Annotated in this window: 11 protein-coding genes and 3 pseudogenes; 6 read left to right on the top strand and 8 right to left on the bottom strand. The window is 60.0% G+C overall.

Features of this window, described 5'->3' with window-relative positions; all coding sequences use genetic code 11:
• Positions 1-6 precede the first annotated feature (6 nt).
• From USDA257_RS31160 to USDA257_RS31145, 4 genes are all read right to left on the bottom strand, one after another.
• Positions 7-1,152, bottom strand: coding sequence for a hypothetical protein (locus tag USDA257_RS31160; RefSeq protein WP_014857986.1), 1,146 nt, complete (start codon positions 1,150-1,152; stop codon positions 7-9).
• Positions 1,149-2,888: a phospholipase D-like domain-containing protein gene (locus USDA257_RS31155; protein WP_014857985.1), complete on the bottom strand. Its 1,740-nt coding sequence runs from the start codon at positions 2,886-2,888 to the stop codon at positions 1,149-1,151. The genes USDA257_RS31160 and USDA257_RS31155 overlap by 4 nt, the downstream gene beginning before the upstream one ends.
• Positions 2,885-6,325 (bottom strand): DEAD/DEAH box helicase, encoded by a 3,441-nt coding sequence (locus USDA257_RS31150; protein ID WP_014857984.1) that lies wholly within the window; start codon positions 6,323-6,325, stop codon positions 2,885-2,887. The genes USDA257_RS31155 and USDA257_RS31150 overlap by 4 nt, the downstream gene beginning before the upstream one ends.
• A 107-nt stretch (positions 6,326-6,432) precedes the next feature.
• On the bottom strand, positions 6,433-7,353 hold the full coding sequence (locus USDA257_RS31145) for a hypothetical protein (RefSeq protein ID WP_014857983.1): 921 nt from the start codon (positions 7,351-7,353) through the stop codon (positions 6,433-6,435).
• A gap of 316 nt (positions 7,354-7,669) precedes the next feature.
• Between USDA257_RS31145 and USDA257_RS31140 the strand changes: the two genes are divergently transcribed.
• From USDA257_RS31140 to USDA257_RS31120, 5 genes are read left to right on the top strand one after another with little or no spacing between them, the layout of a single operon-like run.
• Entirely contained in the window at positions 7,670-8,263 is a 594-nt protein-coding gene (locus USDA257_RS31140) for a DUF6088 family protein (RefSeq protein WP_014857981.1), read from the top strand.
• Positions 8,256-9,275: a nucleotidyl transferase AbiEii/AbiGii toxin family protein gene (locus tag USDA257_RS31135; protein WP_014857980.1), complete on the top strand. Its 1,020-nt coding sequence runs from the start codon at positions 8,256-8,258 to the stop codon at positions 9,273-9,275. Before USDA257_RS31140 ends, USDA257_RS31135 begins: the two co-directional genes overlap by 8 nt.
• Positions 9,276-9,290: 15 nt before the next feature.
• Positions 9,291-10,073 (top strand): HamA C-terminal domain-containing protein, encoded by a 783-nt coding sequence (locus USDA257_RS31130; RefSeq protein WP_014857979.1) that lies wholly within the window; start codon positions 9,291-9,293, stop codon positions 10,071-10,073.
• Positions 10,060-13,563 carry a DEAD/DEAH box helicase gene (locus USDA257_RS31125; RefSeq protein ID WP_014857978.1) on the top strand — a complete coding sequence of 1,168 codons (3,504 nt, stop codon included), beginning with the start codon at positions 10,060-10,062 and terminating at the stop codon, positions 13,561-13,563. Before USDA257_RS31130 ends, USDA257_RS31125 begins: the two co-directional genes overlap by 14 nt.
• A 14-nt stretch (positions 13,564-13,577) precedes the next feature.
• Positions 13,578-14,282 carry a competence protein CoiA gene (locus USDA257_RS31120; protein WP_014857977.1) on the top strand — a complete coding sequence of 235 codons (705 nt, stop codon included), beginning with the start codon at positions 13,578-13,580 and terminating at the stop codon, positions 14,280-14,282.
• Positions 14,283-14,431: 149 nt separating this feature from the next.
• On the opposite strand, the gene USDA257_RS31115 is transcribed toward USDA257_RS31120, so the two are convergent.
• Positions 14,432-15,586 carry an RHE_PE00001 family protein gene (locus USDA257_RS31115; RefSeq protein ID WP_014857976.1) on the bottom strand — a complete coding sequence of 385 codons (1,155 nt, stop codon included), beginning with the start codon at positions 15,584-15,586 and terminating at the stop codon, positions 14,432-14,434.
• Between the two features lie 542 nt (positions 15,587-16,128).
• On the opposite strand from USDA257_RS31115, the pseudogene USDA257_RS38145 reads away from it, so the two are divergent.
• A pseudogene (locus tag USDA257_RS38145) lies at positions 16,129-16,500 on the top strand (tyrosine-type recombinase/integrase); the annotation flags it as partial.
• A 503-nt stretch (positions 16,501-17,003) separates the two neighbouring features.
• Here the strand turns inward: USDA257_RS38145 and USDA257_RS31100 are convergent.
• From USDA257_RS31100 to USDA257_RS38885, 3 genes and pseudogenes are all read right to left on the bottom strand, one after another.
• Positions 17,004-17,210 carry a cold-shock protein gene (locus USDA257_RS31100; RefSeq protein ID WP_015633548.1) on the bottom strand — a complete coding sequence of 69 codons (207 nt, stop codon included), beginning with the start codon at positions 17,208-17,210 and terminating at the stop codon, positions 17,004-17,006.
• Positions 17,211-17,369: 159 nt separating this feature from the next.
• Positions 17,370-17,589 (bottom strand): annotated as a pseudogene (locus USDA257_RS38890) (OST-HTH/LOTUS domain-containing protein); the annotation flags it as partial.
• 147 nt (positions 17,590-17,736) lie between these two features.
• Positions 17,737-18,101: pseudogene (locus tag USDA257_RS38885) on the bottom strand (NYN domain-containing protein); the annotation flags it as partial.
• Positions 18,102-18,324 lie beyond the last annotated feature (223 nt).

Genomic DNA, 18,324 nt, shown 5'->3' with positions numbered 1-18,324 from the left:
ACGGGTTTACGTTGCCTGCGCGGCTGCGCGAGGTCTGCAATCGCTCTTCCAGAGGTTCATCGTGTCGCCCGGAAACAACTGCTCTACCGGCGCTAGATCGCACGATACCGAGCGCATTTCGCGTCGGAAGTTATGCGCCCGGATTCCGGTCCAGAAAAGCGCCAATGCTCTGTCGGCTGTAAAAATGGCAGGACGCTCTCCGGGAAACAGCGCGAGGAGGTGAATTAATATTTCAAGCGAACGTATATCTGCGAGCGCGTTGTAGGCGTCCTCGTCAGAGTATGTCGCCCGAAACTTCAACATCTTCTTTGCGGGGCTGCCAGAGTTTGGAACCGCCACTGAGCTCAACGCCGCCAGAACAACCAAAGAACCGCGAGCCACACCGTAGCGATCGGCCGCATCAAGCACATCGGTCCATCGTTTGTCGAAAAGCCTGCGGCTCGTTGGAGCAGTGAGGACAGGCGAGAGATGAAGGAGGAACTTGCTCTTTCGCTCAAGCCCAGCACGGGTGTCTTCGATCAGGCCAAGAGCTCCCCTCAGACTGTCGTTGCCGACAACAAGCTCTGCCTTCGGAAGCGCTTTGCGGAGAAAGGCCGTCACTTCCGTCAGCTGCGCTTCTACGATCTGATGATCTGGAATTCTCCGGTCATTGCCTTCGATCGCGAACAGAAGGGGGTTAAGTCGCACCTCCTGCTCAGCAAGCAAGTCCAGAAAGTCCTGACCCGCGCCGACAACAGAGCCGCCCTCGAAACGTCCCTTTATCTGGCTGATGACATTTCTATCGGGCAGGATCGTAACGCCACCATCGGCGATCGCGAGACCAGACGGAAGCCAACCGCCACGCTGCAGGCTGACGGCCATCGAATTATGAGTGCTCTCGAGCGTCGCGTTTCCGCGTGCCAGACTATCGATCTCAATGCCCTCGATGTTCGTCTCAAGAATTCTGGCGTGACGCCAATTGAGCGGGACGGATAGAGGTCTATGCAGTTGTGCACCTGCCAGCTGGTCGTAGTTTAGTGGTTCCAGCTCGAGGCCACCGATACTCACGGAACGAGGCGGCTGACCGTTTTGCCCATCAAGCTCCAAAAATTTCATGACGAGGCCGGCGTTTGCGGCGTTGGGCGCGGACTTTTCAGTCACTACCCCGGTCATCTACTCGCTGCCTCGAATTTATCTAGCAACGATGTCGCAAGCTTTGTGCCCTGCAGGTAAAGGCCGATTTCGTCCAATGGGTTCTCCTCCAATCCCGATTGCGAGCCCCAGTTCAAGCTACTGACGACGATATGGTCGTTGTCCCACGCCAGGAACTTGGCGTGCAATTGCGGCTCCGGTACGCCAGTTAACTCGACGATGCCATTCAGACGTTCGCGGTGTTGTGCGACATGCCCCCGTTTGATCGGCCCCGACCGTCGCGAGTAGTAGACACGCACGTCACTCAATCGCTTGCCTGCGACCTCTGCGGGGTCGAACAGGGCGGGGACCATATTGGCTCCGACCTTATTCGTGCAGCAAACGAAACGCTCCTGCGCATCGTGCGCCGCAACGCGGAGAAGGCGCTCGTGGTCGTCGGCCCGAAGAATGGTTAGTCTGGCGGTAGGAGGCGGGGTTTCTGAAGACCATGAAAGACGGGCACGCTGACGCCGCAGTTCCGACGCCATAAACAAAAGCGTTTCCACGGATCGGCTGGCGCCGGAGAGTTTGGCAATGATCTCGCGGAGTAGATCCATTCCGGTCGCAACAGCGTTGGTTTCCCTGAGTTCTACGGAAACCTCGACAGCCGAAAACGGGGACGAAAGCCAATTGCAGGACCCCATCACCGCAATTGCACCACCATCGCCATCGTCTGCTAGGAGAAACTTTGCATGGCTGCCCACAGGATCTCTCTGGACGAGCAGATAGCCTCTCGTCTGCCGAACCGCAGATAGCCGAGTGTAGAGTTCCTGCATGGCTGATGCATGCTTGGCGCGATCAAGCGACGTTCCAAAGAACAGGTGACATTTGACGCCTCGTCTGCATGCATCCTCGAGGGCCTGCCATATCCTCTCGCGCCTCTCTTTGCCTTTCTCATCGGACTGCGAAGCGACAAACGTTGAAAGGACAAAGATGTGCGACTTTGCAGCGCCAACGATTTGCTCGAAGCGCTGCAAGTGCTGTTCGGACCCAACGATAAGCTGTTCGGTGGCAAACGACGTGTCGATCACCACAGGCTGGCTGACTGGCGGAGCAGCGGTCGTCGGCAAGATGCCGGTTTTTATTGTCGCCTTCAGGGCTTCCACGAGCTGGTCGCTCGCCCCTAGTGGCAGTATCCCGTCTTTCACATCGTCAAGATTGAGAACCAGGAATTTTCGTTCCAGGAACGAACTGTTGGCCTCGACACCCCGAAGCCATTCGCCCGGACGAAGTGTACCGGCCGTGAACTGACTGACGCGCTGCATCATCGAATAGTCCGTCTCCGGCGCTTCGCCCGATGGAAAAGCGACAATCGCGCCGCTGGCCGGGAGTTTCGAAACCGGGATCGTGTCCACATCTCGCGTCCTGAAGACAGACTGCCCGACCTTTTCATATACGACACTGATACCGATTTCGCGGTCCGTGGTTCGTTCAGGAAGCGCACGTCCCGCGCGAATGAAGCTATGCCCGACGCTGCTTGTGGCGAGCACTGGCTGTGGCGAAAGCCGGACTTCAACGAGGCCGAACTGCATAAGGCGGGCTACGGTCGAGCTCACAATCTGTCGCAGGATTCCCAAGTGTGCCGCGACGGCATCGATCGTTCCTGGGTTGCGATCAAGCGACAGCAGCACCATTTCCTCGATAGGGCTCCAGCCCCACGTGCGCTGAACGATGCCTGGCGCCCGATAATGCCATGCCGGAATGTAGATGTTGTTCATCGGGAGAGCTTCCCATTCTCATCGACCGTGATGATGGAAGCGCCCATACCAACCCCCGGAAATTCCGTCTCTGCAAGCCGCGCGATTTCATCGAGCATCCTTCGCAGGAAGCCTAGCTCATCATTCAGGCCGTCCGGATCGATCCCATTTACGGTGTTGCTGATAAACCTACGGCTGGTGGCAAGTATCAGCTTATGCTTGGCTCGACTGAGGAGCACATTCAGTCGCTGCGGGTTCTTGATGAAACCGAGGGCTCGCGTGCCAACGAGCACGTTGTTTCGAACGAGGCTGGCGACGATCACGTCTGCCTCACCACCCTGGAAGCTGTCACTTGTATAGATAAACTTTCCATCTCCGCGCGGGCTGGCGAAGCCAAAAAGGGTCTTCTCGGTCGTATCGATCTCGGGCTTGAGCAAGCGCTCGAAATGACTCACTTGAGCGGAATAGGGCGACAATACCGCCATCGTCGGCCGACGCCCGTCCGCGGACACGACTGGGCGCAACCTCTTCATGGCGGATACTATCGCCTTTACTTCCGACTCATTTCGGTAAGACCGCCTGACAGTGTGCTCGAACGCTTTGCGTTTGACGACGCTCAACGAGGGCATGTCGAGGATCACGACGGGAGATGCAGGGAAGCCCGCAATTGTTTCGACTGCTGGCTTACGCTGCTTCACGCGCTCCGATGGAACGAGCTCACCTTTATAGAAGGTGTTTGAGACAAGCTCGCCAATTGCTGGATGCATCCGGCTCTGTTCGCGCAAGGTGTTCGCGATCGAGCTCGGACGTTTAGCGTCTCCGGCTCTGAGGGCCTCTCGCTCGGCGATTGATCTGAATGGCTCCTCGAGGCGAGAAGCGGTGGCGAGAACATCGCTGAGCAAGAACTGATCCGCCTTGAGCGCGTCGAGGGCGATTTCCACTTCACCTGGCAGATCGGGGATCGCAGAAAGCTTTTCTTTGGCATCCCTCAGCAATTCGTTTGCGCGCTTGCCATCGTAGAACTTTTGGCGCTCGACCACATCGAAGGGCGACAATTGATTATGGTCGCCGATCATAACCCGGCGGTTACCGAGAAGGAGGGCGCCAATTAGCTCAGCACCATTTGCGCGCGCGGCTTCTTCGATGAAAACCCAGTCGAACTGTTCGCCATCGGCAATCATTTCCTCAAGGACATGGGATGAGGTCGTGGCTAAGGTGACGTCAGACGAGCGAAGCGTCAGATTGTCGGTGTCGCGCAAAGCACGTTCGGCGGTTGACTTTTCCGACCTGTCGACAGGATTTAGCGCCTGAGTGATCTGATGGAGCTGGTTTGCCATGACGGCCGCGCGTTCAGTGTCAGGCTTGGAGATGGAGCGTAACAACGCGACCGAGCTTTGCCGCAGGGTGCTCTCTTCTTCGCTGACCCGAGACCGTTCGACGCGAACGACAATTGTCGACTGCTCGGGCAGGAACTTCCGAAGCTCGTCCTCCATATGAATGAGCGTCTCATGGTTCTGGGCAGACACCAGAATGCGAGCATCGGGCGTTTGGTCGAGGATGCTTTTCACGAGGTGTGAAATCAAAAACGTCTTTCCCACCCCAGGTGGGCCGACGACGACGTTAATCGACCTCCCCGCGACGATCGACTGCCATGCCTCAATCTTCGATGGCTCCATATCTGCATCTGCCGGCGGCGAACCCGGAACAGCGATATCACGCAGCATGTCATCCATTGCCACCTGCGCCGGGTCGTCCAAAGCTCTGAGGAGCTCCACGTTGGCCCTGGCCGCGACAATGTTCTGCAGCCGCCGCCTGATGGCTCGCTCGGTTCCGTTATCCTTGCGAGGCCGGAGAAAGAGCAACTGTCCTGGCGGTACAGTCAGGTTCGTTGCAAAGGCGAACGCAAGTTTCCCGTTAACAAGGTTGCTTCCCTCATAACTGAGTTCCGGCAATCGTTCACGGCCGGTTGCCAGTTTGGCAGACTTCGATACGGTCCAATTCACCTTTCCGTCGTCGTATTTGAGTTCGCGCCACATTGCCTCCGCCGCAGGCCGCAATCCCATTATTTCACGCTGATCGTCCCGCATCGAGTCATCGCGAGGTGCGAGCATCACCACATTTTGCTCGCTATCGGGCGACGCAAGGACTTCGACGGGATACAGGCGAAACTGCTCCCTTAGTAGGGTAAAAGCCTCAAGGAGGAGAAGAGCGAACCACATAGGAACATCATTCGTCACCCCAATTGCTCGCACACGCTCTGAGAAGTCTCGCCATCGTCGTGCACCTGGACCAAGGTTCCGCACGCGCTCTTCGGCACTCGCGCGATTCCTGGCCAAATGTAAACGGTGAACAACATCCTCCGCGCCTTGTATCCAGTCGTTCGGGCGTCTTTTGTGCGCCGCCTCGATCATTCCAACTGCGTCGTTGACGATCTTCACGTTGTAGATCGCCAGATCGGTGAGGATGCGTATGCTATCTTGACCTGCCGGAATGAGACGAACCCCGGCTGTAAGCAGATCTTCCGCGACGAACTGCATAAGGGCAGCGACATCATGCGCCGGTATCGTCCCGGACGACAGAGCCGGTAAATCGCTCTGAAGGACGTTCCGTGAAGGATATAGGATGAGTTCTCCGTCAGAGCTCGACCCGACCCTGTCGAGCTCGGCGATGACTTCCCTTAATTCGCCAAGCACGATGCTGCCGTCAAAAAGCTGAAACTGCGGCGGGTTCGCCAAACGATCCAGCATTCGGCGTTCGATCGATAGCAACGAAGGAGGGGTATCTCCATCCAGGCCGAGTATAGCTGCGGCCACTTCGGCAAGATCGATCCAATCCTGTCGAAATGAAATCGCTCCAGAAGAGCGAAGGAGATGTCCGGAGGCTCCAAGGTCGCCGTCAGCAATGTGGACGCATGCTTCGAATCCCCCGAGACGACAGTCATCGCTATCGTCTGAGTGCGAGAAGATGGTGTGGGTGCTCACACCGCCATGCACGATGCCCGCATCATGGCACAGAGTAAGCGCCTCCGCGATCCGGACGATATTGCGCCAGAAAATAGCTCGGCTCGTGCTCGTGAGAAAGCGGCCCTGTCTTGCTCTCCTTCTATGCGACGTTCCGGAAATCGGGCTACCGGGATCAGCCATAACGATCGCGATTTCCTGCGCATCCTCGACGACCTCGAGCACTTCGACCAGAACTTCACGAGCCCGTCGTGAAGATAGAACACGTCGAATTCGCCGCAGCCCTCGATTAACAATTGCCTTCAAGTCGTCGTCCAGCGCAGTGCCAGTCTTCCGGAAGAGCCGCAGCAAGTATCGCTCACCATCCTCGAGCCCGACTGCTGGCCGCAGGTCGGAATCCCAACCGCCGCTCACACGGGCGAGAGAGTCCTCGGCAAATGTGAACCGGGATTCCAGTGAGAGTTTTTTATGTTGTTTGACCGTATTGACTGTCGTCATTCAGTTCCAGCCTGCCGATTTGCTTTTGACATAGCAGATTCGTCTAGTGGTTGCGTCCAGAATCCGATCTGAAACTAGTATCTTCCCAAACATCATGCCGCGTAGCCTTATCTAAGAATGCGCTTGTTCAATTCGGCATAGGATGGGAGCGTGGTGTCGCGACGTCCCGCGGCATAAAGCCTCCTGACACCATCTTCCATGGAATCGACAGCGGCTTCAAAAAGATGCGGCATTGCATCGGTTAGCCTGGGAAGTTCGAAGATGCGGTGAACAGCCAAGTGGGCGATCGCCATCTCTCGTGCCGAACTGCTCGTCCAGCCGCCGATTCCCGCCTTCCAAAAATGACTTTGGTCGACGATGCCATTGATCCAAAGCCAAGGGGCGAGCCGCTGAACACGATCATCCCAAATTCCCCACGTCGGAAAATAGTCCCGGGAGAAAATGACTTCAGAGCCGTCCTTCAGTTTCCAGACACCGTAGGGGAGCCAAAGGCGGGACGGGACGAAATCAGAGAGGGTCCTGCGCGGAGTCACGACCTCAAAGTCTGCGCGTTCACCAAACCCCGTGTCAAAGAACAGATATGTGGGACGGCCAGCGCGGCGAAGATAAGCCGGCGTGTTGGCGCCATATGCCTTGTCTTTCACGACTGTCCCCGGCCTCCCCCGCCCCGGGGGACCAAAAAGACGTCGCCGCCAGATCCAGGCGCGCAACGTCATCTGCTCGTCAAGCGACCAAGGTGTTTCACGCAAAAGGCGTGCCTTGGACACGGCGTACTGAACCTCGGCGTAAGGGAGACGGAGAGCATCGGCTAGCTCGAGAATGACACGCAGCGCATCTTCGAGACACAAATCGCCGGGTGATGTTTGTCGATCATGATGGCAGCTGCCGGAAAGATCGTGCCAATCGCGGTAGCCCAGCACACTGGCAAGCGCTTCATGCGCATACGAGAGCTTCAGATTGGTCGCAGCACGAACAAGATATTTGGCGGCCTGTTTTGGCCGATCGAGATTGGGAAGCTGGATTCGCATGGAACCACTCCAGCGGTGCAATCTATGGCGTGTCCACTCGGCCCGTGCACCTTGGAAAGAGGTTCTTGCGGGTTGATTCAGTCGTTCCTGCCCTGAGGCTTCGCCACTGTGGACGGCATGGCCGGATGATCCATACGTCCAATGTAGGTGATTCGATGCTCATCGCCAATGAGAGGACGGCAGCATCACCGTGCGAGCTTAAAAGAAGCTACAACACGTTGGATCTAAGCGACAAGATGCGACGTCGTTAACGGCAGCTCCAGCAGAGATTGAAAACTGTCAGAAAACTGCATATATTTCTGACAGGAGATTCATCGTGAAACGACTCGCTGAACAGATACTGACATATACCGAAAGCTTGCCCGAGGGCGCACCGATCGCAGCAAAAGGCCTGCTTCATCTCGGCAATCGAGCTGCGGTGGACCAGGCTCTATCGCGCCTGGCTGAGCGTGGCCGACTGATGCGTGCCGGGCGCGGCGTATATTTGCGCCCGGTTTCGAGCCGGTTCGGCGTCCGCGCGCCTTCGGTTGAGAAAACCGTCGAAGCACTCGCGCTCCAGCGTGGCGAGGTCATCGTGTCAAATGGAGCGTCGGCGGCCAACGCGCTGGGTCTCACAACTCAGGTGCCGGTTCGGTCGGTCTATCTGACATCCGGTCGCAGCCGGACAATGAATTTGGGCCAGCAGGTCGTCGAGTTGCGGCACGCACCGCGCTGGCAATTGGCTTTGGCCGATCGACCTGCCGGCCAGGCTGTGCGCGCGCTCGCCTGGCTGGGACCTGAGAAGGCGGAAGCGGCCTTGAAGACATTGAAGCGCAAGCTGCCATCTTCCACTTTCGGCGAACTCGTCGCGGCCGCGCCCCAACTCCCGAGTTGGCTCGCCAGAACGGTCGGCAAGGTCGCGCATGGCTGAGGCGTTCCTGAGATTGTCGGTCGACGATCGGCGCGAGGCGTTGGCCGTCGCCGCCGATCGATCCGGGCGCCCCGCCCATCTCCTGGAAAAGGACGTGTGGGTCGTCTGGACCCTCGCGACACTGTTCGGGTCCGATCTCGGCGAGCATCTCGTGTTCAAGGGCGGCACATCCCTGTCCAAGGCCTATGGCGTCATTCGGAGATTTTCCGAGGACGTGGATCTGACCTACGACATTCGCGCCATCGCCCCCGATCTGGTGGGCGAGAACGGCGAGGCCCTGCCAAGAAACCGCAGCGAGGAGAAGCGTTGGTCGAAGGCTGTCCGGCATCGACTGCCCGAATGGGTCGACGGGACGGTCCGGCCGCTTGTCGCCGGTGCGATCGATGCGCAAGCGCTTCCCGCAACGATCAGGGTCGAAGGAGATAAGCTGTTCATCGACTATGAGGCGACCTCGGCCGGGTCGGGCTATGTGGCGCCGAGCGTGATGCTGGAGTTCGGGGCTCGGTCGACGGGCGAGCCGGCAAGCCCACGTGATGTCATCTGCGATGCGGCGGGAATGATCGAAGGGGTCGATTTTCCGATGGCGCGCCCACGAGTGATGCATGCCGAGCGGACCTTCTGGGAGAAGGCAACGGCGATGCATGTTTTCTGCTTGCAGGAGCGGCTTCGTGGCGAGCGCTTCGCCCGCCATTGGCATGACGTCGTACGCCTGGATGAAGCAGGCATAGCCGCTAACGCAATGTCCGACCGTGACCTTGCCGATGCAGTTGCCCGCCACAAGAGCATGTTCTTCGCGGAGAAGGCAGCCGACGGTGCGACGATCGACTATGACGCCGCCGTCAACGGAAAACTGCAACTCGTGCCAATTGGCGAAGCACGCACAGCGCTCGCCACTGACTACAGCCGGATGGTCGAGGACGGGTTGCTGCTTGAGGACGCCGAGGCGTTCGAGGTGCTGCTAGAGCGGTGCGGGGACATCGCGGGGCGTGCCAACAGCGCGGCCGTAAAATGAAAGTTGGGGGAAAACGTGGGGCTATACGAGCGGTGGTGTCACGCCGCCAAGGAAAAGGACAAGCGCAGGCATTTCTGGATCTATGTCGAGAAGGATGGCGGCCGCGACGAGATTCGTGATGACCTCGCCGAGACCATTCGTTCGCATTACGACCGACTTGAACGGATCGCCGAAGACGTGAAGCGGCTCGGGTACAAGGTGGCCGCCAATATCCTCAGGGAGGCGATGCCCCAGACGCCCAAAGGTCGCTCCGGCGATCTCGGTGAGATTCTCGCGACCGAGCTGGTCGAGGAAGAGATCGGCCTGCGGGTCCCGGTGCGCCGCCTCCGCTACAAGGACGGCCGCAACATGGCCATGCGCGGCGACGACTTCATCGGCGCCGGATACGATGGGGCCGGCGAGAAGCTCTGGCTCCTGAAAGGCGAAGCTAAGAGCAACAAGGTGCTCGGCAAGGCCACGGTCACGAGCGCCCGCAAGGTGCTTAACCGCGACAACGGCCGCTGCACGCCCGATTCCCTGCTGTTTGTCGCCAACCGCCTGCTGGAGAGCAACGATCCAGATGACAACGCGCTAGGCCGCAGCCTCCGTGACGAGGTGGGCCTGAAGTCCCTTCGCTCCGATCGCATCGACCACATGCTCTTCACCGTGTCGGGTAACGGCCCCCACGCGTCGTTGAAGGAGGACTTCGACGCCACGGGAACCAACCGGGACCACTACGTCGTGAACATACACGTCGAAGACCATCAAGACTTCATCGCGGCCATGTATAAGGAGGCTGAAGACCTTGGAGACGATTGACGAACTGACCGCGTTCCTGGCGACCGCGACCGTCGACGGCGTCCTTGGGCGCCTGCTCTATCGCGGTGCGGCGTGGTCGCTGATGCGCGAGAAGGGCGTGCTCCCACCGAACGCACCGCCCCTTGGCGCCACAATCGAAACCGATCTCGCTGAACACGGCTTCGCCCTGCTTCGGGGCGCGATGGCTCTGCGTTCTCAGGCCGATTCGTCGGAATTGACCAGCAAGGCCTTCGAGCGCGCCGCCAATGCCTTCGAAGCCCTGGTGCGCAACGGCGATCCGGAGTCACCCGATCGCGGTTTCCGTCGCACCATCGCCGCGGCGGCCTATCACCTGGCCGGGTTCTCTGCGGTCGCTTACTCCCTCTTCAACGAGACCACGGACGACCTCAACACCTCGCCGGGTGAAACGGCGATTCGACACCTGATCTTGCGCGATCTGGGTCAGCTGCGCGGCTTCGTTCGCGGATGGTTGGATGACGAGGCTCACGGCGATGAGCAGATCGCCGAGGCGCTGCGGGATGAAGAACCGGACGTCGACGAGGTGCTGTCGACGATCCTCAACACAACGATCTGCCGAGCTTTGGCGCATTTTGACTTCGCACTCGAGACGGGCGAGCCTGAGCCGATCGAAAGCGCCCGGACCTTGCTCCGCACCGCGGTCAGCCTTGCGGACAACGCCGAGAACGTTCCGCTGTGGTGGATCTCGAACCTCTGTCGCCACCTGATCGACGACCTCTGGCAGCATTCACTGCACCAGAACCTGCCAACCGAACCGCCAGAGGGTACAGAGGAAAAATATCCGGACCTGCGCCGGCTGTTCATCTCGTCGCTCTACGCGCGCAAGACATCCGAGGTGGAGCTATGGCCATCGCAGCGCGAAGCGGCCCGACGTTCCACGGATGTCACCGACGATTTGGTCGTCGCCTTGCCGACCAGCGCGGGCAAGACCCGGGTGGCCGAGATTGCCGCGCTTATGACCCTGTCGTCGGCGCGCCGGGTGCTGATCGTCACGCCATTGCGCGCTTTGTCGGCCCAGACCGAGCGCTCCTTCAGAAAGACCTTCGCGCCCCTCGGCTTCAGCGTCTCCTCCCTTTACGGCGCCAGCGGACTTTCGGTCGGTGATGAAGACGCCCTGCGCACCCGCGAGATCATCATTGCAACGCCCGAGAAGCTCGACTTCGCGCTGAGAAGCGACCCGTCGCTGATCGACGACGTCGGTCTGATCGTCCTCGACGAAGGTCACATGATCGGCCCGAGCGAGCGTGAAATCCGCTACGAGACGCTGGTGCAGCGCCTGCTTCGGCGGGCGGATGCAGCAGACCGCCGGATTGTTTGTCTCTCCGCCATCCTGCCGAGCGGTGACGAATTGGACGATCTCACCGCCTGGATACGCTCCGACGAACCGGGTAAGCCGGTGCGTTCCGACTGGCGTCCCACACGACAGCGGTTCGGCGCGCTCACATGGCGAGGCAAGGACGCACTGCTCCGGCTCGACCTCGACGATGATGGTCCCTTTCTCGACAAATTTGTCGTGGAGAAACCAGCACGAGGAAAGGAGAAAAAGCCCTATCCGCGCAAGAATTCGCACCTCGCCCTGTTCGCGGCATGGGAATTTGCAAGCCAGGGCAAGCGGACCCTGATCTTCTCCACCCAGGCGAATTGGGTCGAGAGCTACGGCAAACAGGCCATGGATCTCTGCAAGCGCGGCTATCTGCATTCCCTGTTGGAGGACGAAGCGTCGATCGCCCGGGCCTTGGAGGTCGGCAAAGAATGGCTGGGCGAAGACCATCCCGCCGTCGCCTGCCTCAAGCAGGGCGTCGCCATCCACCACGGCCGGCTGCCAAGTCCATTCTTGCGCGAGTTGGAAGTCCTGCTGTCCGAGGGGGTACTGAAGGTCATCGTCGCTTCGCCGACGCTCTCGCAGGGCCTCAATCTCAACGCCGCCGTACTGTTGGTGCCCGCACTGTATCGCGCCTCCGAGAAGATCAAAGGCGAGGAGTTCGCGAATGTCGCGGGCCGCGCCGGGCGTGCCTTCGTCGACGTCGAGGGGCTGATCGTTCATGTCATGTTCGACAAAATCGACTGGCGAAAAAGGGAATGGCGAAAGCTGGTCGCCTCCGCCAAGGCCCGCACACTGAAAAGCGGTCTCATCCAGATCGTCGCCGAGATCCTCGAACGCCTGTCCCGCGAGGGTGTCCTGGATCGTGACGACGCCTGGGAATATCTCGCCAACGCCCGCGAAGCCTGGAGATCGCCCGAGGAAGAAGCTGCGGTCGCAGAGCGCTTGGCCGCCGCCGTGGAGTATGAGGCCAATGGCGACGACGATGAAGAGGGCGGCGATGACGAGGAAGAAACCATCGACGAGGAGCCGCTCTCGCAGATCGTCGAACGCCTCGACGCGACCGTGTTCGGCCTGATCGAAGCGCTGGACGCCGATCGCGCGGATCTGCCGAAGCTCTTGGACGAGGCGCTTAAGGGGTCCCTCTGGGCCCGCCAGATCGCCCGCGAGGACGAGGACATCGCCCCTTTGCACAAGAAGGTGTTTGAGGCACGCGCCGACCTCATCTGGAAAAGCACCACGGCACAGACGCGACGCGGACATTTCGCCATGGGCGTTGGGCTTGAAGCCGGTCTCTCAATCGACGCGATGGCTGATGAACTGGCTACACTGCTCGATCGGGCAGACGAGGCGGCGCTGAGAGGCGACATCGACGAACTCGTCGACGCCCTCTGCGGTCTCGGCGAACGGCTGCTGTTCATGCGGCCCTTCATCCCCGACAAGGCCAATGCGCTACCGGCGAATTGGAAGGCCATCCTGCATAGTTGGGTGTCAGGCGAGGACGTTGCCAAAATCGGACCTCAGAACATGCGCGCAGTCGAAGAGGCCTTCACCTATCGCCTGGTCTGGGCGCTGGAAGCCGTGCGCACCCGCCGCATGTCCCTCGGCTGGTCGCCAGAGACGGTTGCCGGCGGCGGCGCCGCGGCGGTTGAAACCGGCGTCCCGCAATTCATGATGGCGATGCTGATCCGTGCGGGCCTTCCATCACGGCGTGCGGCTATGGCGGCGATCAAAGATGCCCAACCTGTCTTCGTCACACCCGCTGAGATGCGGGTCTGGCTGGAATCCGACGAGATCACGGCCTACACCGACGCTGGCGACTGGCCGACACCTGATACCGCCGCATTATGGGCGCGCTTCCGAACGGAAGCACTCAGCGGCGGCATCCAGAAGTGGTCAGTTGAAAACTATAAACGCCTGCTCGACATCGCGGCCGCTCCTCCTGCCGGCCTCTATCGGATCGTCACCGACGAAGGTGATGGGCGCACCTGGCTGGCGACGCCAGACTACCAACGGCTTGCCCCGTTCAAAAAGTCGGCTGTCGATCCCAAGCCCAGCCTCTTCTGGGGTCGGTTGCCGGGCAACACCAGGCTTGTGGAAGCCTTACGCGTCGGCCGTGGTAAGCTGCGCTGGCCGCCGGCGAATGAGTAAAGGGACCCGTAGCCATGCTCTACGCCTGGATCGGCCACAAGAAGCGCGCGCCCATCGCGAAGGGAGAGCGGACGATTTGCCGTGACTGCGGTGGCTTGCTGACCGCAGTTATGCCGGCTGAGAATACGCCGCATTGGCGGCACAAGGTCGGCGACTGCGATCCCTGGAGCGAGCCCGAGGGACCTTGGCATCTCGGATGGAAAGAACTTTTCGATATGTCATGCCGCGAGATCGCTTTGCGCGACCCGGTAACGAAAGAGTTGCACCGCGCTGACGTTCTCGTGGGCAGTGGCACTCCCCGCGCGACCGTTCTCGAGTTGCAGCACTCGTCGATCAGCGAGGACGAGCGCAATGCACGAGAGGCATTCTATCGGCGCGAACATAGAATGTTTTGGCTGGTCCACATCCACAGCGAAAGCTCGTTCCTTGGCACGTATTTCAGCATGTCGCTCGATTTCGGATCGCGGGTCGTAAACCTTGACGGTAAGGACTTCGCGATCATGTGCTGGATGGGGCCGAACAAGCAGTTCATCGAGAAGTGGAAGCGCGCGGCCGCCCACGTTTTCTTCAATGCAGGCCCTTATATCTTTTACCTTGCAGGCCCCGCCGTGGCCTCTCGTCTGGGAGGCCCCTTGAAGCGCGGCGAGTTCGCGCTCTGCGCCTTGACCCGCGATGAGTTTTTGCGTGCCGTCCGCTGGGAGGATAGTGCATCTTCTTGATGCGTTACGCGCAGCCGAAACGCTTCGCGAACGTTCTGAAGAGCTTGCGTCATACCCACCGCCCATGTTCATTGGTGTGATGGCGAGCATCAGCAACGCTGAAGAAGATCTTGAGCGCAGGGGCAGGATACCCAGGCGTAACCGGCGTCTTATAGAATTCCCCATGCCCGAAACCTCCCCCTCCTGGTCATCTCCCGCAGCCCGAGCTCCAAAACGATCCGCCGCGCCGCCTGCGGCGTCAGATCGAGCGTCTCGGCCACCACGCCAGCTGACACCAGCGGTTTTGCCATGACCAGCTCAACCAGTTCCGGCAACCTCGACGAGGTGCGGCGCCCCTCCAGCTTCCGCTCCATCATCTGTCGCGCCAGCGCCAGCCGGTTATGCTCTTTGAGGCCGATCTCTGCGGCCGCGGTCAACCCGTGGACGATGGCGAGCAGCCGGACCTCGCGATCGCGATGCCGGCGCCGGTCGACGGGGATGGTTTTGAGACCGAGATTGAACGCAACGAGATGCCCTGCTGATGTGACGCCGGCCTGGCGCAGGATCGAGGCCGCCAGCAGCCGACCGAGCCAGGGCGCATACTGCAACACTGACAACTCGTTCCAGGCATCGAGGGCAACGATCGCCTGCAGCACCGCCGGCAGATTTTGGGCTTCCCGCAGCACGCCGCGCCATTCTTCCAGCCGCTCGTCCTCGTCCCAGTCGAGATCGTAAACCAGCGGATCCCTTTCGCGCGTGCTTCCTCGGCCGGGCTTTTTCGCTTCCTCGATCGCAGCGTCAGAGCGGGCGAGCACAGCATCGATGGCGGCGAACTCCGCGTCGACGGCGCTCGCGCCATCATCGGCACCTTCCCCCTCCCCTCCTCCGAACGTTTCGACATTCCGCTCTGTACCGTCCTTCGTGCTGGCGCCATCAATTTCACCCGCAGCTAACGACGCGCCGGCGGCGAAGCCGCGCCCACTTACGGAGCGGAGGCCGTCGGTCGACAGTGCCCAGCCGGGCGGCTGTGCGGCAATGCGCCGACGGGTTTTCAAAACATCGCGGGCGATGGTGAGTTCGTGGGTCGGGGTGCGAATATCTTTTGTGGCGTCATGGAGGACGAGGTCCTCGAGATGGACGAGCTCGCCGTCGATCCAGAGGGAAGCGCAGGCGTCGGCAAAATGCATCCGCTCGATAAAGCCTTCGCCGACCGCCGACCGGGCGATGCGCTCGTCGAGACGGGCCAGCGCGATGCCGGCGTCCGAAATCGGTTTCAGCAGGCTCTGGATAGGTAGGGCGGCGATTTCGTAACGCATTGAAATCATGGTAAATGATTTGCTAAACGAACTCTATATCAAAGTTAGGGTTCTTCACTTCGTATGGTTGCCGGTTGGGCCTTTCACTTCCGATAAGTAATGCTTATCAGAAGTGAGGTTTTCGACGACGGAAATGGAGGTTGTCGGTAGGGTTTCCGGGCTTTTGGGCCGTTTCGGCAAGGTTGACCGGACTGGCCGCAGCAGAGTTTAGCGGCCGCAACTTACATGATCTCGTCACCGGGACGCCCCTGCAGACACCTGTCGCGAGCTTTTCGTTCTTCGGCCTTCTCCAGGAGCCCTAGTTTTCCAGCATTTCCGCCACAGAAGCCCGCTGGCGCGCGTTTGCCTATGCGGACGCTCCGTTGCTCGTCTCCGGTAGCGAATTGGAGCTGGCGAGCTGCTATTCTGAGCAACGATACGGAATCGGGCCAAAAATCCATGGCAAAATCGCCGAAGAGCAATGCCCTCCCCCACCCGCCGGCTGATTGGCGACGCACGTGTTTCCACCGAAGACCAGATCCATGACGCGCAGGTCGACGAGCTGCGGGCGCTCGCTCTCCATCCACCTCGGCCGCAGCAAGAATTCTGGCGCAAGCCAGGATGAGGTTGTCTATCTCACCGGCCGGCCGGTGGACGCGCTGAACGCCTGGCTGGCGGCCGCGAAGATCGACAGTGGTAGCGTGTTTCGGGCGATCGACCCGAAGGCGGTCAACGATGTCGTCAAGCGGCGGGTGACGATGGCCGGGCTGGAGGCGGAGGAGTTTTCCGCACACGGATTGCGGTCTTGATATCTCACCGAAGCCGCGAACCTCGGAGTTCCCCTGCCCGAAGCGATGGAGCAATCCCGTCACCGCTCCGTGCAACAGGCATCCAGCTACTATAACAACGCCACGCGACGACGCGGGCGGGCCGCTAGAGTGCTATCGTGTGCGTCAGCGCTGCCGCGGCCGACCGCGACTAGGCGTCGCCACCGAAGGGTGCACCGGCTATGCTCTCGGACGGGCCGCCTGTGCCTCACTCGGGACTTCCAGCTCGGCCTTCGCCGCAAAAACCGTCTCGTCACCGCGATCAGTTCGCGGTCGCCGGCGCCGATTTCCATGATTCCTCCCCGGCATTTCTCATGTGAGGCGGTGATCGACAACAATGTCGAAAATCGAGATCCGCCTATCCTTACGATGATGACCTGCTTGCGCAACGAAAGGCCCGGCGCGGGAGGAGGTGCGCCGGGCTTCAAAAGTGACTGACAGCTTGGGAGGAGGAGTGCTGTCCGTCGGACCGCAACGACTCGGGAGGAGGTGAAATCGCCTCGGTACTCAAAAGATAATGTTGCGATGCAGCAGCTTCAAGCCGCGACGCTGCACCGATGTCGCACACCTCCAGCTGCAAACAGGAAAGGCCGGGCGAACCCGGCCCTCCGCAATCCGGCTCAGGCCTGGAGGTTGTCAGCCGACATCTTGCCAGACTTGCGATCCTTCACTAGCTCATAGGTGATCTTCTGGCCGTCGTTCAGACCACGCATTCCTGCTCGCTCCACCGCGGAAATGTGAACGAAGACATCGGCGCTGCCGTCGTCCGGCTGGATGAAACCGAAGCCCTTCGCTGCGTTGAACCACTCTACCGTACCGGTCGCCATAACGTCTTCCTTTCATCATTGTCTTGCCGAGCGTCGGAGCTCGCCTGAAGCTTTTGTTTGCGCCAGCACTGATAGACGCTTCTGGCCTCAGGGGAAAGCCGAACGATCTGTCGCCGCATCCCGACACTCCCAGCCCTTCCAAATCGCCGGGCGGTGGCACTACTTTTTGTTTCGTTGTTTCACCCGATACTGATGGACCGCCCTCGGCCTGGCGAACTTCGAACTGGTTCGTCTCGCGGATCAGATCGCTGAGTTTTCGGAAACCGAAGGCGCGGGGGTCGAAATCGGGTGCCAGGTTCAGAAGCTGTTTGCCGACGGTGCCTAAATTGACCCAGCCGTCCTCGGTGTCCTCCTGCGACAGCACCTTCTTGATCAGCCGAACGTCGGCGTTCGCTGACTGTAGCGTCTTGTCTACAGACGATGTGTTTTGCTCATCCTTGATCGCGCCGGGAAGCAGGTTCTCGGTGTAGACGAACCACCGGCAAGCCTGGCGAAAACTCTCCGGCGTCTTCTGCTCGCCGAAGCCGAACACATCGACTCCTTGCTCGCGGATACGAGCGGCCAGTCGTGTGAAATCGCTGTCAGAGGAAACCAGGCAGAAGCCGTCGAATCGGCCGCTGTGCAGCAAGTACATTGCGTCAATCACCAACGTTATATCGGAGGCATTCTTCCCGTCGTATAAGCGAACTGTTGCTGTGGAATGATGGCATGCTTTGCCAGCACGTCCGCCCACCCCTTTGAGCGCGTGCCGGAGAAATCGCCATAGATGCGCCGCACGCTTGCCTCACCGATCTTGGCGACCTCTTCGAACAGACCGTCGACGATCTTGGCCGAAGTGTTGTCGGCATCGATCAGGACCGCGAGGCGGGGCGACCGAGTTTCAGACGGCATTTCGCTTCCTCGCAGCCCAATCGCCAGGAGACCATTCAGACTAGCCAAACAACTTCGTCAGGTTCTGCCCGAAAACGCCCTTCCAATCCGTCCATTGGTGTGCGCCCAGCATGGGATCCGTGTTTGAGTCGTGTCGCGCAGTTGGGTAGCTCTGACTGATCAAGAACTCGGAAGCATCTCCGCGCACCACGTCGGTTTACCCGCCGCGCTGATGCCTCGACAA

The sequence above is a fragment of the Sinorhizobium fredii USDA 257 genome (assembly GCF_000265205.3).
In the GTDB taxonomy this organism is placed as follows: domain Bacteria; phylum Pseudomonadota; class Alphaproteobacteria; order Rhizobiales; family Rhizobiaceae; genus Sinorhizobium; species Sinorhizobium fredii_B.
Note: the sequence above shows the minus strand (reverse complement) of the source record. Positions and strands in the feature narration are given on the sequence as shown.